At 65.6% G+C, this 15,392-nt stretch carries 15 protein-coding genes; 12 read left to right on the plus strand and 3 right to left on the minus strand.

Annotated features, from left to right (window positions below; genetic code table 11):
• Positions 1–35 precede the first annotated feature (35 nt).
• Positions 36–599 carry a YggT family protein gene (locus tag AACH87_RS16880; RefSeq protein WP_338795660.1) on the minus strand — a complete coding sequence of 188 codons (564 nt, stop codon included), beginning with the start codon at positions 597–599 and terminating at the stop codon, positions 36–38.
• A gap of 93 nt (positions 600–692) precedes the next feature.
• Here AACH87_RS16880 and AACH87_RS16885 point away from each other — a divergent pair, with 93 nt between their 5' ends.
• From AACH87_RS16885 to AACH87_RS16940, 12 genes are all read left to right on the plus strand, one after another.
• Positions 693–1,328 carry an LON peptidase substrate-binding domain-containing protein gene (locus tag AACH87_RS16885; protein WP_338795661.1) on the plus strand — a complete coding sequence of 212 codons (636 nt, stop codon included), beginning with the start codon at positions 693–695 and terminating at the stop codon, positions 1,326–1,328.
• 26 nt (positions 1,329–1,354) lie between these two features.
• The gene (locus tag AACH87_RS16890) at positions 1,355–3,322 is read left to right on the plus strand and encodes a nucleoside-diphosphate sugar epimerase/dehydratase (RefSeq protein WP_338799000.1); all 1,968 of its coding nucleotides are present in this window, start codon (positions 1,355–1,357) and stop codon (positions 3,320–3,322) included.
• 37 nt (positions 3,323–3,359) lie between these two features.
• Complete coding sequence (locus AACH87_RS16895; protein WP_338795662.1) at positions 3,360–4,604, plus strand: oligosaccharide flippase family protein; 1,245 nt, start codon at positions 3,360–3,362, stop codon at positions 4,602–4,604.
• Complete coding sequence (locus AACH87_RS16900; RefSeq protein ID WP_338799002.1) at positions 4,588–5,226, plus strand: acyltransferase; 639 nt, start codon at positions 4,588–4,590, stop codon at positions 5,224–5,226. Before AACH87_RS16895 ends, AACH87_RS16900 begins: the two co-directional genes overlap by 17 nt.
• Position 5,227: 1 nt before the next feature.
• Complete coding sequence (locus AACH87_RS16905; protein WP_338795663.1) at positions 5,228–6,307, plus strand: glycosyltransferase; 1,080 nt, start codon at positions 5,228–5,230, stop codon at positions 6,305–6,307.
• Between the two features lie 63 nt (positions 6,308–6,370).
• Positions 6,371–7,402, plus strand: a complete 1,032-nt coding sequence (locus AACH87_RS16910; RefSeq protein WP_338795665.1) for a glycosyltransferase family 2 protein — start codon at positions 6,371–6,373, stop codon at positions 7,400–7,402.
• A gap of 29 nt (positions 7,403–7,431) precedes the next feature.
• Complete coding sequence (locus tag AACH87_RS16915) at positions 7,432–8,169, plus strand: class I SAM-dependent methyltransferase (protein WP_338795666.1); 738 nt, start codon at positions 7,432–7,434, stop codon at positions 8,167–8,169.
• The gene (locus tag AACH87_RS16920) at positions 8,166–9,518 is read left to right on the plus strand and encodes a UDP-glucose/GDP-mannose dehydrogenase family protein (RefSeq protein WP_338795667.1); all 1,353 of its coding nucleotides are present in this window, start codon (positions 8,166–8,168) and stop codon (positions 9,516–9,518) included. The genes AACH87_RS16915 and AACH87_RS16920 overlap by 4 nt, the downstream gene beginning before the upstream one ends.
• Positions 9,519–9,523: 5 nt before the next feature.
• On the plus strand, positions 9,524–10,681 hold the full coding sequence (locus tag AACH87_RS16925) for a DegT/DnrJ/EryC1/StrS aminotransferase family protein (RefSeq protein ID WP_338795668.1): 1,158 nt from the start codon (positions 9,524–9,526) through the stop codon (positions 10,679–10,681).
• Between the two features lie 28 nt (positions 10,682–10,709).
• Positions 10,710–11,330 (plus strand): sugar transferase, encoded by a 621-nt coding sequence (locus tag AACH87_RS16930; RefSeq protein ID WP_338795670.1) that lies wholly within the window; start codon positions 10,710–10,712, stop codon positions 11,328–11,330.
• A 140-nt stretch (positions 11,331–11,470) separates the two neighbouring features.
• Complete coding sequence (lysS, locus tag AACH87_RS16935) at positions 11,471–13,024, plus strand: lysine--tRNA ligase (protein WP_338795671.1); 1,554 nt, start codon at positions 11,471–11,473, stop codon at positions 13,022–13,024.
• Between the two features lie 53 nt (positions 13,025–13,077).
• Positions 13,078–13,722, plus strand: coding sequence for a mechanosensitive ion channel family protein (locus tag AACH87_RS16940; protein WP_338795672.1), 645 nt, complete (start codon positions 13,078–13,080; stop codon positions 13,720–13,722).
• A gap of 71 nt (positions 13,723–13,793) precedes the next feature.
• Here AACH87_RS16940 and nagZ read toward each other — a convergent pair whose 3' ends face one another.
• Positions 13,794–14,885, minus strand: a complete 1,092-nt coding sequence (nagZ, locus tag AACH87_RS16945; RefSeq protein WP_338795673.1) for a beta-N-acetylhexosaminidase — start codon at positions 14,883–14,885, stop codon at positions 13,794–13,796.
• Between the two features lie 48 nt (positions 14,886–14,933).
• On the minus strand, positions 14,934–15,356 hold the full coding sequence (gene acpS, locus AACH87_RS16950; protein WP_338795675.1) for a holo-ACP synthase: 423 nt from the start codon (positions 15,354–15,356) through the stop codon (positions 14,934–14,936).
• Positions 15,357–15,392 lie beyond the last annotated feature (36 nt).

The following is a 15,392-nucleotide window of genomic DNA, read 5'->3' on the forward strand; positions in this document are numbered from 1 at the left end:
TGGGTAGAAATTATTCATCCTGCAAGCGGCTGCTATCAGAACCGCACCACGCTGGCCAGCACGGTGGCCTGCAGATGACCCAGAACGATCATGGCGATCTGCAAAAGCACCAGCAGCACCAGGGGAGAGAGATCCAGTCCGCCCATCAGCGGCACCACGCGCTGTACAGGCCGCAGCAAAGGAGCGCACAAGCGGCTGATCACGTCTGACAAAGGGGAGCGGGTCTGGACCCACGAGAGCACGGCATGCACGATCAACAGGCCAATCAGCCCGGAGATGCCCACCCGCAGCAGGCCAAAGGCAGCCAGGATAGGCACCATCGTTCCCGTCATCGCGCCACCGATGATGAGCCACAGCACCGCGTACTGCACCTGCTGCACCAGCAACGCCCCCACCAGGCTGGACACATCCCACCGGCCGGTGGGCGGAATGATGCGGCGCAGCGGCATGATGAACCAGTCCGTCAACGCAAACACCAGCGCCCCTACGGGGTTGGAAAAAGGCACGCGCTGCCACTGCATGTAAAGCCGCAAAAGACAGGCCCCGGTGAGCAGACCACCGACAACATCGAGCAGCAAGGTAACAATCTGGTACAGCATGGGTGGAGCAGAGAAAGCGATCGCGTAGTGCGGAGAGGTGGAGCGTCGTGGGATGATAGCGGCCTGAGAACCTGCTGAAGGTTCAGCCCCTTCATGACACAAGCCCTTACCCTCTCCTCGCTGCCCCTGTTCCCCCTGGCTTCGGTACTCTTTCCCGAAGGCTATCTGGCGCTGCGCGTCTTTGAGGTGCGCTACCTCGACATGGTGCGCAAATGCCATCAGACCGGAGCGCCCTTCGGGGTGGTTTCCCTGACCCAGGGAAGCGAAGTGAGAAAGCCGGGGGCTGCGCAAGAGCAATTCAACGAGGTGGGTACGCTTGCAGTGATCGAGCGGCTGGAGACCGCCCAGCCCGGTCTGATGACCCTGCTATGCCGCGGTACCGAGCGTTTTCGCATCACACGCAGCAATCATCTGGTACACGGCTTGTGGGTGGCAGACGTGGACCAGCTGGATCGCGACCTGACAATCCCCGTGCCCGAAGACCTGAAAAAAGCCGCCTCTGCGCTGCAGCAGGTGCTGCACACCCTGCACGCGCGCGACGCGCTCAACCCCACGTCCATCCTGCCCACCCGTGAGCAACTGGACAACTGCGGCTGGGTGGCCAACCGCTGGTGCGAACTGCTGCCCGTGCCACTGGAGCTGAAACAACGCCTGATGGAACTCGACAACCCCCTGGTACGGCTGGAGCTCGTGGGAGACGTGCTCGAACGCACTGGCATCGCCGAGTGACCATGCCGGACAAGGACCGACATACCGTGCCCCAGCGCATTCTTGGCTGGCACCGCACCACCAAACGCCTTTTTGTGGCCGCACTGGATGCAGGCATGGGCCTGTTTGCCATGTGGCTGGCCTTCACCCTGCGGCTCGACACACTGCACTGGCCTGAGGGCAACCAGTGGATTGCCTATGTGCTGGCCCCTGCGCTGGCGTTTCCCATTCTGATGAACCTGGGGCTGTACCGGGCCATCTTCCGCTATACCGGCATGCAGGCCATGGTCACCACAGGCAAGGCGGTGGCCATCTATGGCGCAGTGCTGCTACTCATCTTGCTGATGGGCAAATGGGAGGGGATTCCGCGCAGCGTGGGCATTTTGCAGCCGGTGCTGTTGCTGCTGCTGGTGGGTGCCAGCCGCGCCTTGGGCTGGCTTTGGCTGGCGGGCCGCCCCAGGGCCGCCACGCACCGGTTGCTTATCTACGGTGCCGGCGTGGCAGGCGCACAAACGGCCGCAGGCCTGGCCTCGGCACGCAGCTACCAGTTGCTGGCCTTTGCAGATGACGACGCCAGCAAGGTGGGCCGCAGCATCAACGGGGTGCGTGTGTACGCCCCCTCTACCCTGGCCGCGACCATCCAGCGCTTGGGCATTACCGACGTGCTGCTGGCCCTGCCCAGCGTGCCCCGACAAAGGCGGCAGCAGATCATTGAAAGCCTGCGCTCCCTGCCAGTGCGCATCCGCACCCTGCCAGGCCTGACCGACCTGGCCAGCGGCAAGGTCACCGTCACAGACTTTCAGGACCTGGACATTGAAGACCTGCTGGGCCGCCCTACGGTAGAGCCAGACCTGCCCCGCATGCAGCAACACATTGCAGGCAAGGTGGTGATGGTGACCGGTGCCGGGGGCAGCATCGGTAGCGAGCTGTGCCGCCAGCTCGCACAGCTGGGCGCGGCCGAGCTGCTGCTGGTCGACCACAGCGAGTTTGCGCTCTACAGCATCCACCACGAGCTGCAGACCCTTGTGCAGCAGGGCGTGGTGGCGTGCCGCCTGACCCCCTTGCTCGCCAGCGTCAACCACCTGCAGCGCATGGCAGACCTGTGCCGTACCCACCGCCCCGCATCCATCTACCATGCCGCAGCCTACAAGCATGTTCCCATGGTGGAAGCCAATGCAGGGGAAGGCATCCTGAACAACGTCTTTGGCACCCTGCACATGGTGCAGCTCGCCATGCAGCACGGCGTGCAGGATTTTGTGCTGGTGTCCACCGACAAGGCCGTGCGCCCCACCAATGTGATGGGCGCCAGCAAACGCGTGGCCGAGCTGGTGTTGCAGGCCATGGCCCATGCCTCGCAACTGCCTTTGCCTTTGCCTTTCACCACGAACCGTGAAGAAGTGCAGATCACAAGCGCACTCGACACTTCACCCACACAGCCAACCCACGCCTGGCGCAGCCCCACCCGTTTTTCGATGGTGCGCTTTGGCAATGTGCTGGGCTCCAGCGGCAGCGTTATCCCGCTGTTTCGCCAGCAGATTGCGCACGGGGGCCCCATCACCGTCACACATCCGGAAGTGACCCGCTATTTCATGACGATTGCTGAAGCCGCCCAGCTGGTGCTGCAGGCCGGTGCCATGGCCGAAGGGGGCGATGTGTTCGTGCTCGACATGGGTGAGCCCATCCGCATCCGCGAGCTGGCAGAGCGCATGGTGACACTGGCAGGCCTGACCGTACGCGACGCAGAGCACCCCAGTGGCGACATTGCCATCACCTTCACTGGCCTGCGTCCGGGCGAAAAGCTCTACGAAGAGCTGCTGATCGGTGACAACCCGCTGCCCACCCCGCACCCGCGCATCCTGCGTGCGCAGGAAGAGCGGTTTGACTGGCCCACCCTGCACCACCTGCTGGGCCAGCTGCACGCGGCAGCCCAGGCCAACGATCTGGACCGCATACGCCCCCTGCTTCAGACGCTGGTGCCCGGCTACCAGCCGGACATGGGCGGGCAGCCCACTTGATGCCGCTACAGGCCCCATCCCCCATGACGTCCGCGCCATGACCACCGGGCTGTTCAAGGCCACCGCCACACTGCTCACCGGCAGTGTGGCCGCACATGCCCTGCCGCTGGTGCTGGGCCCTGCCCTCACGCGCACGTACCCGCCAGAAGCCTTTGGGCAGTTTGCCCTGCTGTGGGCCATGGCCAGCAATATCGCCGTGGTGGGCTGCGCACGCTACGAATACGCCCTGCCGCTGGAGCGCAGCGAACCTGACGCCGCACACCTGATGGCGCTGTGTGCCCAGGTGCTGGGTGCAGTCATATTGCTGTCTGCGGGTGTAGGGGGCGCGCTGGCGTGGCACCACCATGCTGGCCTCTACGGGCTGCTGCCACTGGCCGTGCTCTCGCTGGCCGCCACGCAGTGGCTGACGATGTGGGCGACCCGCGCACAACGCTTCGGCCTGCTCTCCGGCGCGCGGCTGGTGCAGTACGGCGGCGGTGCTGTCCTGCAATTGCTGCTGGGCTGGTGGGTCGGGGGAATGGCCGGGTTGTTTGCAGGCGCTGTGGCCGCAGGCCTGATGGCTGCCATGCTGCTGGCACGCCCCGCACCCGTTGGCGGCTGGCAAAAGCTGCTGCACACACCCAGGCAAACGCTGCGCAACATGGCACTGCGGCACCGCGACTTTCCACTGCTCAACACGCCGCATGCCTTCATGGGGGCGTTGCAAGACACCTTGACGCTGCTGGCCGTCACGGCTTGGTCGGGCGATGCCGCTGCCGGGCTGTGGGCCATGTCACTGCGCTACCTGAAGGCACCCGCCAGCCTGCTGGGCGGAGCCCTGTCTCAGGCCCTGTACCCGCGCCTGGTGCAAGCCCCCAACGCGCAGGCAGCGCGCCAGGCTGTTCACCACAGCATGCGGGCCTTGGCCGCCATGGCCCTGCCCTTGGCGGCGGTGCTTTTGCTCTGGGGGCCTGATCTGTTTGCATGGTTCTTCGGCCCCCGATGGAGCGCAGCAGGGGAGCTGGCCCGTGCCCTTGCCCCCTACATTGCCCTGCATTTCATTGCTTCACCCCTGGCGGTGACCACGCTGGCATGGAAAGCCCAGGCCTGGGCCTTGCGCCTTGCCGTGGTAGGCCAGGTGGCCTATTTTTCAGGGCTGCTGGGCGGGTTGGCGCTGGGGGGCCTCACGGGCGCAGCCTGGGGCATTTCGGCCTCCATGCTGCTGTACTTTGGCTACTATTTTTGGGCCCTGGCTACCTGGAAGGACATCCCCCATGAAGGACGCGATGAAAGCCTTGCTTAACCGCTGGCGCCGCCGCCTGTGGCAGGCGCTGTTCTACCGCATGGTGTTTGGTGAGCGCACCGCGCAGGGCACCCCGCTGCCCCACACCCGCATCGCGCCCAGCACCTGCATCGAGGGTGAAGAGGGCCTGCAACTGGCAGACCATGTATTCATCGGCCACTTCAATTTTCTGGATGCGGCAGGCGGCCTGCGCATCGACGAGGGCGTGCAGATCACCAACTTTGTGAGCATCGTCACCCACAGCTCGCACCGGGCCGTACGCCTCATGGGGCGCAGCTATGCGACCCATGAGGGGACTGCAGGTGTACGCCCCGGCTACCTGCAGGGGGCCGTTCACATCGGTGCCTACGCCTTTGTGGGCCCGCACAGCCTGATCGAAGCAGGCAGCCGCATCGGCAAGGGGGCGGTGGTGTGCGCCTACGCGCAAGTGCGCGGCGAGGTGCCAGACTTTGCCATCGTGGCCGGGCAACCGGCCCGTGTAGTGGGCGACGTGCGCACGCGCGACGCCGCCCTGCTGGCGCAATACCCCGACATGCAGGCGCACTACGCAGCATGGGCTGGCACGCTGCCCACCTCGCTCTCGCCCGCGTCCACAACCATGCCACCTTCTGATCACGCCTGACATGCCCCCCATCCACCTGTGCCTGCTGGGCGATGCCACCAGCCCCCACATCCAGCGCTGGGCGCGCGAGATGCAGGGGCGCGGCTACCGTGTGTCGCTGGTCACTGCGCGGCCTGCGCCCATCGATGGCGTAGAGCAGCATGTGCTGCACCCGGTGCGCCGCTCGGCCCAATGGCTGCTGCGCGCTGGCGAGACACGCCGTGCCGTGCAGGCGCTGGCTCCTGACATCGTGCACGCGCACTACACCACGTCCTACGGCTACCTGGGCGCACGTTGCGGCCGCTACCCGCTGGTGATGACGGCCTGGGGCAGCGACTTGCTGGTGACGCCGCTCGCCAACCCCTGGATGCGCTGGCTCACCGGCTGGACGCTGCGCCGCGCAGACCTCATCACCGGCGATTCGCAAAGCTTGGTCGATGCGGCGCACAGCTACCACCCGCGCGCTGCGGTGCACTGCATCCACTGGGGCGTGGACCTGGCGCGCTTTGCGCCTGCGCCCTGGCCAGACAAACCCGGCTTTGAAATCGTGAGCCTGCGCTCGTGGGAACCCAACTACAACATCGCCACCATCATCGAGGCCGTGGCGCACCTGCGGGCGCAGCAACCTGCTTTGCCCGTGCACCTGCACTTGCTGGGCGGCGGTAGCCTCGAGGCCGCCCTGCGCGAACAAATCGCCCGCCTGGGCCTGAGCGGAGCAGTGACTTTTCACGGACGGCTCGACGACGCTGGCATGGCCCGCGTGCTGGCGCGGTGCAAAGTGTCGGTGTCGGTGCCCACGCAAGATGCCACCTCGGTCTCGGTGCTCGAAAGCATGGCCTGCGGCCTGCCCGTGGTGGCCACCCAGCTCCAGGCCAACGCGCAATGGTTGCCTGCAGAATGGCTGGTACCCGCACAGGACAGCCACGCCTTGGCGCAGAAGCTGGCCGTATTGGCGCAAGACGACGCCGCAGCGCATGTGGCAGGTCAGCACAATGCCCAGCGCATTCAACAAGAGGGCGACCGCGCCGTGCAAATGGACCGCATGGATGCGCTGTACCGTGGGCTGTTGAAGCGCCCCGCGACACACACGGGCACCAGTTAACAAGAAAATAGGCGTCTAGCGCAATCCAATCAAGCGCTGGCAGCTACATAAAATATAGCAACCATGTTCACCCAGCCCGCCCAGCCCCAGCTGCTCAGCGTCATCGTGCCCTGCCGCAACGAGGCCGCGCACATCGACGCTTTTTGCGACAGCGCCTTGCAGCAGCAATTGCCCCCTGGCTGGCAGATGGAAGTGCTGGTGGCTGACGGTTGCAGCGACGACGGCACGCGCGAGCGGCTGCAGCAGCGCTGCGCGGCCGACCCGCGCCTGCGCTGGGTGGACAACCCAGGCCGCATCGTCTCCACCGGGCTCAATGCCTGCCTGCGCCTGGCGCGTGGCAGCGTGGTGGCACGGCTGGATGTGCACACCCAGTTTGCGCCGGACTACCTAGCCCAGTGCCTAGCGGCGCTGGAACGCACCGGGGCCGACAACGTGGGCGGCCCCTGGGTGGCCAAAGGGCGCGGTGCCATGGGTAGTGCCATTGCTGCCGCCTTCCAGAGCCGATGGGTGGTGGGCGGGGCGCTTTCGCGCGACACAGCCTACGAAGGCCCTGTAGACACCGTGTACCTGGGCTGCTGGCCCCGCGCCACGCTGGAGCGCTTTGGCGGCTTTGACGAAGCCCTGGTGCGCAACCAGGACGACGAGCACAACCTGCGGCTGCGCCTGGGCGGTGCACGCATCTGGCAAAGCGGGCGCATCCAGTCGAGCTACCGCCCCCGCGATTCGCTGCGCCACCTGTTTGCCCAGCAGCGGCAGTACGGCTACTGGCGGCCCTTTGTGATGCAAAAGCATGGCCAGCCAGGCTCGGTGCGGCAGCTGGTGCCAGCGGCCTTTGTGGCCGCGTTGCTGGGCTTTGTTGCCATCAGCCCCTGGAGTGTTTGGCCACTGGCAGCGCTGCTGGCAGCGTATGGCGGCTATGTGGGCGCAGCCTCGGTGTTGGCCGCCCGCGCTGCAGGCCAGTGGAACACCTTGCCGCGCCTGCCGGTGGTGATTGCGGCCTACCACGTCGCCTACGGACTGGGCACCTGGCGTGGCCTGTGGGATGTGCTGCGGGGCAGCGAGCCCTCGGCCCAGTTTGCGCGCATCACGCGATAAGCCTGTTCCCAACCGCTGCACGCCTCCCCATGAGCCTCGACCCCTCCCACGAACCCGCCGCCGTGCAGGCCCGCTACGCCCGGCGCAATGCGGTAGCCGACGCGCAGCACTACAGCCTGTACGCCAGCGCATCGGCTCTGCAGGCGCAGCAAGAACGGCTGCGCGCCATGGTGCAGCTGTGGCGCACGCACGGTTGGCAAAGCCTAGCGGGCCTGCACATCACCGAAGTGGGCTGCGGCAGCGGCGGCAACCTGCACGACCTGGTGCGCCTGGGCGCAGAGCCCCAGCGCTTGCAAGGGCTGGAATTGCAGACCGAACGCGCCGCCCAGGCCCGTGCCACCTTGCCCGCCGCGCTGGCTATCCACGCAGGCGATGCGGCCAGCGCCACCATCGCCCCCGGCAGCCAGCAGGCCGTGCTCGCGTTCACTCTGTTCAGCTCGCTGCTCGACGCCCCCTTCCGCACCGCGCTTGCGCAGCAGATGTGGCAGTGGGTGGCCCCCGGCGGCGGCGTGCTGGTGTATGACTTTGTCGTCAACAACCCGCGTAACCCCGATGTGCAGGGCGTGCCGTTGGCCGAAGTGCGGCGGCTGTTCCCACAGGCCCGACTGCATTCGCACCGCATCACGCTGGCACCGCCGGTGGCGCGCCGCCTTCCCGGCGGCATGATTGCGCCTTGCGCCGCGCTGCTGCCCTTTTTGCGCACCCACCGCCTGACCTGGGCGGTGAAACCAGCCCTCAGTACGGGGCCTACCGCTTTACCGTCATGAAAATCACCGTTATCGGCACCGGCTATGTGGGTCTGGTCACTGGCGCTTGCCTGGCAGAAATGGGCAACCAGGTGGTCTGCCTCGATCTGGACGCCCAGCGCATCGCCGCGCTGAACCGGGGCGAGATGCCCATCCACGAGCCCGGCCTGGGCGATGTGGTGGCGCGCAATGCCCAGGCCGGGCGCCTGCGCTTCACCACCGACATCGACACCGCCGTGGCGCACGGCCTGCTGCAGTTCATTGCCGTGGGCACACCGCCCAGCGAGGACGGATCGGCCGACCTGCAGCATGTGCTGGCCGCTGCACGGGCCGTGGCCGAGCGCATGCAGGGCTACAAGCTCATCATCAACAAAAGCACGGTGCCCGTGGGCACGGCAGATGCCGTGGCGAAGGAAGTAACGCAGGAGCTGGCCGCCCGCGGGCTGCCGCCCGACTTTGCCGTCGTGTCCAACCCCGAATTCCTCAAGGAAGGCTCTGCAGTGCAGGACTTCATGCGGCCCGACCGCGTGATCGTGGGCAGCGACAACGAGCGCGCCACCGCCCTGATGCGCACGCTGTACGCCCCCTTCATGCGCAACCGCGAGCGGCTGATCGAGATGGATGTGCGCAGTGCCGAGTTCACCAAATACGCCGCCAACGCCATGCTGGCCACGCGCATCAGTTTCATGAACGAGCTGGCCCTGCTGGCTGAAAAGCTGGGGGCAGACATTGAGCAGGTGCGCACCGGCATCGGCACCGATCCGCGCATTGGCACGCATTTTTTGTACGCGGGCACCGGCTACGGCGGCTCGTGCTTTCCCAAAGATGTACGCGCCCTGATTCAGACAGGCGAAAGTGCGGGCCAGCCGCTGCAGATTCTGCAGGCCGTGCAGGCGGTGAACCAGCGGCAAAAGCAGGTGCTGATCGACAAGATCGTCGCCCGCTTTGGCCCCGACTTGCAAGGCCGCCGCTTTGCGCTGTGGGGCCTGGCCTTCAAGCCCGGCACCGATGACATGCGCGAGGCGCCGAGCCTGACGGTGATCGAGCAACTGCTAGCGCGGGGTGCCGAGGTGGTGGCCTATGACCCGCAGGCCATGCTGCAAGCGCAAGCGGTGCTGAGCCCACGGCCCCACCTGTACTACGCACCCCAGGCCGATGCAGCCCTGGTGGGCGCGGATGCCCTGGTCATCGTCACCGAGTGGAAGGAATTCCGCAGCCCTGACTTTGCCCACATGGCTGCCACACTGAAGCAACCGGTGGTGTTTGACGGACGCAATCTGTTTGAGCCCGATACGATGCGCACCGCCGGACTGGAGTACCACCCTGTTGGCCGTGCTGCCGTTCCGTTCGTGGCCGCCTCACATCCCTGAACACCATGTCCACCACACCTTTCCTCCCCTTCGCCCGCCCCGACATCGGTGACGCCGAAATCGCCGCTGTGACCGAGGCCATGCGCTCCGGCTGGGTCACCACCGGCCCCGTCACACGCCAGTTTGAACAGAACTTTGTGGACTACCTGGGCGGTGGGCTGCAGGGCGTGGCCGTGAATTCGGCCACGGCCGGGTTGCACCTGGCGCTGGAGGCCTTGGGCATTGGCCCGGGGGACGAGGTGATTGCACCCACCCTCACCTTCACCGCCACGGTGGAGGTGGTGCGCTATCTGGGGGCCGATGCGGTACTGGTGGATGTGGACCCGGTCACGCTGAACATCGACCCCGCCAAAATCCGCGCCGCCATCACGCCCCGCACCAAAGCCATCATGCCGGTGCACTACGGCGGCCTGGCATGCGACATGGATGCGATCCTGACCATTGCCCAAGAGCATGGCCTGAAGGTAGTGGAAGACGCTGCCCATGCTCTGCCCACCACCTGGCGCGGCGCGCTGGTGGGGCAGTTGCAGTCTGATGTGACGGTGTTCAGCTTTTACGCCAACAAGACCATCACCACCGGCGAAGGCGGCATGGCCGTGACGCGCGATGCAGCCCTGGCCCAGCGCATGCGCGTGATGCGCCTGCACGGCATGAACCGCGATGCGTTTGACCGCTTCACATCCAAGACCCCGGCCTGGTACTACGAGGTGGTCGCCCCCGGCTTCAAATACAACATGACCGATGTGGCTGCCGCCATGGGCGTGCAGCAGCTGGCACGCCTGCCACAGTTTGTGCAACGGCGTGAGGAGCTGGCCCAGCGCTACCACGCCGCGCTGGCCAGCCTGCCCCTGGTACTGCCCGCCACGGCCCCAACGGGCGATGTGCATGCCTGGCACCTGTACGTGGTGCGCCTTGCGCCGCAGGCACGCATCGGGCGCGATGCGTTGATCCAGGGCCTGTCAGACCGGGGCATTGGCACCAGCGTGCACTATGTGCCGCTGCACCGCCACCCCTACTGGCGCGACCGCTACCAGCTCACGCCCGAGCAGTTTCCGCATGCCGATGCCGCCTACCTAGCCATGGTGAGCCTGCCCCTGTTCACCGCCATGAGCGATGCAGACCAGGAACGGGTGATTGCCGCTCTGCACGAGCTGCTGGGCTGAAGAACTCTGCCCGCCACCTCTATCAACCATGTGGATCAAGCGCGCTTTTGACATCGCCTTTTCGGCCACCGTGCTGCTGATGCTGGCACCGCTGCTGGCCGTGATTGCGCTGTGGGTGCGCCGTGACTCGCCCGGCCCCATCATCTACCAGCAAGAGCGCGTGGGCCGGCATGGGCAGCTGTTTCGCATCTACAAGTTCCGCACCATGCGCGTGGGGGCCGATGCCGCCGGGCCGCAGATCACGGTGGGGGCCGACGCACGCATCACCCGTGCGGGCCAATTCTTGCGCCGCACCAAGCTCGATGAACTGCCCCAGTTTGCCAATGTGCTGTGCGGTGACATGAGCGTGGTGGGCCCGAGGCCTGAGGTGCCTAAGTACGTGGCGCTGTATCCCACCGAGGTCGCTGCGCAGGTGCTGAGCGTGCGCCCCGGCATCACCGACCTGGCCTCGCTGGCCTACCGCGATGAGAGCGAAGTGCTGGCACGCAGCAACGACCCCGAGCGTGCCTATGTGCAGGAAATTCTGCCCGCCAAGCTGCAATACGCCTGCCAATATGTGCAGCAGCGCAGCCTGTGGCTGGACCTGCGCATCATCGCCCGCACGGCGGCTGCCGTGTTCAGCGCGCCAGCGGACCCGCAGAAACCTTAAAATGACAGGTTCGGCTGTGAAAGCATGCCTTCACAGCCCACCGATTTCGCCCCAGTACAGCGCCGATAGCCACCCCACGGCCGCCCCTTGCGCGCCGTGGCCCCCTTCCAAAAGCCCTGCATCCACAGCACACAGCCACCATGTCTGAACAGAACCACGCCCTCGCACCCCAAGACGAAAACCAGCTCATCGCCGAGCGCCGCGAAAAGCTCCGCGCCCTGCGTGAAGCCCAGGCACAAGGCGGCGGCGTTGCCTTCCCCAACGACTTCAAGCCCGCCCACAAGGCGGCCGAGCTGCAAACGGCCTACGCAGGCCACGACGCAGAAACGCTGGAAGCCAGTCCCGTCACCGTCAGCGTGGGTGGCCGCATGATGCTCAAGCGCGTGATGGGCAAGGCCAGCTTTGCCACGGTGCAAGACGGCTCCCTGGGTGACACCGGTGGCCGCATCCAGCTGTATGTGACGCGCGATGCGCTGGGCGAGGAACTGTACGCCGCCTTCAAGCACTGGGATCTGGGCGACATCTTGGGTGCAGAAGGCACGCTGATGAAGACCAAGACGGGCGAGCTGTCCATCAAGGTGACGAGCCTGCGCCTGCTCACCAAGAGCCTGCGCCCCCTGCCCGACAAGTTCCACGGCATGAGCGACCAGGAGCAGAAGTACCGCCAGCGCTATGTGGACCTGATCACCGACGAACACGCCCGCAAGCGCTTCATGGCGCGCAGCAAGGCGGTGTCGGGCATTCGTGACTTCATGGTGCAGCACGGCTTTCTGGAGGTGGAAACGCCCATGCTCCACCCCATTCCTGGCGGTGCCAATGCCAAGCCGTTCATCACGCACCACAACGCGCTGGACCAGGAGATGTACCTGCGCATTGCGCCTGAGCTGTACCTCAAGCGCCTGATCGTGGGCGGGTTTGAGCGTGTGTTCGAAATCAACCGCAACTTCCGCAACGAAGGCATCTCGGTGCGCCACAACCCCGAGTTCACGATGATGGAGTTCTACGCGGCCTACTGGAACTACCGCGACCTGATGGACTACACCGAGCAACTGGTTCGCGACGCCGCCATGAAAGCCGCTGGCACGCTGCAGCTCACCTACGGCGGCAAGCCCGTGGACCTGGCCCAGCCGTTTGAGCGCCTGACCATCACCGAAGCCATCGTCAAGCACACAGACGCAGGCGACAACGTGAACAGCCGCGACTGGCTGGTGGCCGCACTCAAGAAGCTGGGTATGAACGAAGAGAAGGACAAGCTCTCCACCCGTACGCTGGCCAGCCTGCAGGTGCTGTACTTTGAAGAAGTGGTGGAAGAGAAGCTGTGGAACCCCACCTTCATCATGGAGCACCCCACCGAGATCAGCCCCCTGGCGCGCGCCAACGACACCCGCCCCGAGGTGACAGAGCGCTTTGAGCTGTACATCACCGGCCGCGAATTCGGCAACGGCTTCAGCGAGCTGAACGACGCTGAAGACCAGGCTGCACGCTTCCACGCCCAGGTGGCCGCCAAGGACAGCGGCGACGACGAAGCCATGTTCTTCGACCACGACTTTGTGCGTGCGCTCGAATACGGCATGCCTCCCACCGGCGGCTGCGGTATTGGCATTGACCGTCTGATGATGCTGCTGACCGATAGCCCCAGCATCCGCGACATCATCCTCTTCCCGGCCCTGCGCCGCGAAGGCCACCACGCCTGAGACCAGGGCAACAAGCCGCAGTACACGGGCAGGATCTGAACATCACAAGCGCCATGGCCATCCCCAAACATCGCTTGCCAGAGTGGGTGCAAGACTGGCTGGAGGTGATCGTGCCCGGCGGTCAGATTCTGGGCATCCTGCTCATTGCGTACCTGCTGCAGGGGCTCCTGCGGCGGCTGGTGCGCAAGGCTGCTGTGCGCTACCAGTTACCGGGCGAGCTGGTGGTGCCCATCAACGGCCTGATCCGCTGGACCATCATGGCCAGCGCCGTGCTGTTGGCGCTGGAGCGCCTGGGCGTGTCGGCCACTGTGCTGTGGACAGCCTTCACCGGCTTTGCCACCGTGGGAGCCGTAGCGTTTTTTGCGGCGTGGAGCGTGCTGTCCAACCTGTTCTGCGCGCTGCTGATCTTCACCGTGCGGCCCTTTCGCATTGGGGACCACATCGAGGTGCTGGACACCGCCGAGAAGCCCGGAGCCAAGGGCATGGTGGTGGATGTGAACCTGCTCTACACCACGCTGGAAGAGTTCAACACCCCACCGGGCAGCGCCTGGATGCAGATTCCGAATGCGCTGATCTTCCAGCGCGTAGTGCGGCGCTGGCATGGGGTGCCGCCCGCAGGGGCTGTAGCCCCCACGCAATCATCACCCCCCGCTCACGAAAACAGGCCGGAGCCTGGGGCGGCGTCACCGGTGCCTTGACACCGGAACGGTCTGCACAAGATCGCTCAGCACAGTGCCCCTCATGCGCTATGTGGGGCACCGATGTCTCATCACATCAACAAATCCAGCGCCTGCATGTACGCAGGCTGCAGCATCAGCTCATCCCAGGGCTGGGGCAGGGTTTCGGGCAGCAGCGCCACGCGGCGTGATTCGCTGTCTACATCAGGCTGCCAGCGGCCTTGCGCCTGTGCGGCGGCCAGTCCGTCAATCAACTCGTCCACTGCCTCGCCCTTGCCCAGGCTCTGGTTGCACAGCAGCACGAGATCGCAGCCTGCCTCCAGCGCAGCCAATGCAGCATCGGTGTAGCTCACCACCTGGCCATCAATGCGCCGTGCGCCTTCCATGCTCAGGTCGTCGCTGAAGATGGTCCCGTCAAAGCGCATCTGGCGGCGCAAAATCTCTTGCAGCCAGCGCTGCGAGAAGCCTGCGGGACGGCTGTCCACCTTGGGGTAGATGACGTGGGCGGGCATTACGCTGGTGAGCGTGGTGCTGAGCCAGGGGTATGGCGCAGCGTCGTCGGCCAGGATGGCTTTGAGGCTGCGCTTGTCCACCGGCACTTCGGTGTGCGAATCGGCCTTGACGAAACCGTGGCCTGGGAAATGTTTGCCGCAGTTGGCCATGCCCGCCTGCAGCAGGCCGTGCATCAGGCTCTTGGCCAGCAGGGCCACCACGCGCGGGTCGCGGTGGAAGGCGCGGTCGCCAATCACGCCGCTTTCGCCCCAGTCCAAATCCAGCACGGGCGTAAAGCTGAAATCCACGCCGCACGCACGCAGCTCGCTGCCCAGCACATAGCCCGCTGCGGTGGCCGCATTGGTGGCACGCAGCGCACCGCTGCCGGGCACAGCCTTGGCACCCTTGCCGTCATCCATCCACATCTCGCCCAGCGCGCGCATGGGCGGCAGGTGGGTGAAGCCATCGGTGCGAAAACGCTGCACGCGCCCGCCTTCGTGGTCCACACAAATGAGCAGATCGTCACGCACGGCCTTGATGCTGCTGGTGAGCTGCAGCAGCTGGGCTCGGTCCACCCAGTTGCGGGCGAACAGGATGATGCCGCCCACCAGCGGGTGGGCCAGGCGGCGGCGGTCGGTGGCGGTGAGTTCGGTGCCAGCGATGTCAATGATGAGAGGGGCGTGTTCGGTCATGGAAGATCGGAGGGGATGAATTGCTATCAAATCAAGAGCTTCTTGCGCTTATGGGATGAGCGCTGGAGGCTGATTTGCCTCCAAACGTTCCACCACGCAGAAGCTGGCGGCATAGTCGGTCTCGTCGGTCACGCTCAGGTGCGCGTGCAGGCTGCGTTCTTCAAACCAAGCTTTCAAAGCTCCGTGCAGCACGATGACAGGCTGGCCGCTGGGCAGCTTGGCCACCTCGCAGTGGCGCCACGTCATGGGCATGCGCATGCCCAGGCCTACGGCCTTGCTGAAGGCCTCTTTGGCTGAGAAGCGCGTGGCCAGGTAGCGCAGGCCGCGGTCGGGCCAGCGCTCGGTGCGCTCGCGCCACACAGCCAGTTCGCCCGCAGCCAGCACCTTCTCGGCAAAGCGGTCGCCGTGACGCTCCAGGCTCTCGCGAATGCGGCGCACATCGCAGATGTCGGTGCCAATGCCGTAGATCATGGTTTTGAGTGAAATATGCCTCTAGCGCTTGATAGA

This window comes from Acidovorax sp. DW039 (assembly GCF_037101375.1).
Lineage (GTDB): Bacteria > Pseudomonadota > Gammaproteobacteria > Burkholderiales > Burkholderiaceae_C > Acidovorax.

Coding starts and splice junctions, on each gene's coding strand:
- AACH87_RS16930 (WP_338795670.1), top strand. CDS start 10,710: ATGTGGATCAAGCGCGCTTTTGACATCGCCTTTTCGGCCACCGTGCTG.
- acpS (WP_338795675.1), bottom strand. CDS start 15,356: ATGATCTACGGCATTGGCACCGACATCTGCGATGTGCGCCGCATTCGC.
- AACH87_RS16910 (WP_338795665.1), top strand. CDS start 6,371: ATGTTCACCCAGCCCGCCCAGCCCCAGCTGCTCAGCGTCATCGTGCCC.
- AACH87_RS16885 (WP_338795661.1), top strand. CDS start 693: ATGACACAAGCCCTTACCCTCTCCTCGCTGCCCCTGTTCCCCCTGGCT.
- nagZ (WP_338795673.1), bottom strand. CDS start 14,885: ATGACCGAACACGCCCCTCTCATCATTGACATCGCTGGCACCGAACTC.
- AACH87_RS16900 (WP_338799002.1), top strand. CDS start 4,588: ATGAAAGCCTTGCTTAACCGCTGGCGCCGCCGCCTGTGGCAGGCGCTG.
- AACH87_RS16920 (WP_338795667.1), top strand. CDS start 8,166: ATGAAAATCACCGTTATCGGCACCGGCTATGTGGGTCTGGTCACTGGC.
- AACH87_RS16925 (WP_338795668.1), top strand. CDS start 9,524: ATGTCCACCACACCTTTCCTCCCCTTCGCCCGCCCCGACATCGGTGAC.
- AACH87_RS16915 (WP_338795666.1), top strand. CDS start 7,432: ATGAGCCTCGACCCCTCCCACGAACCCGCCGCCGTGCAGGCCCGCTAC.
- AACH87_RS16940 (WP_338795672.1), top strand. CDS start 13,078: ATGGCCATCCCCAAACATCGCTTGCCAGAGTGGGTGCAAGACTGGCTG.
- AACH87_RS16905 (WP_338795663.1), top strand. CDS start 5,228: ATGCCCCCCATCCACCTGTGCCTGCTGGGCGATGCCACCAGCCCCCAC.
- AACH87_RS16880 (WP_338795660.1), bottom strand. CDS start 599: ATGCTGTACCAGATTGTTACCTTGCTGCTCGATGTTGTCGGTGGTCTG.
- AACH87_RS16895 (WP_338795662.1), top strand. CDS start 3,360: ATGACCACCGGGCTGTTCAAGGCCACCGCCACACTGCTCACCGGCAGT.
- lysS (WP_338795671.1), top strand. CDS start 11,471: ATGTCTGAACAGAACCACGCCCTCGCACCCCAAGACGAAAACCAGCTC.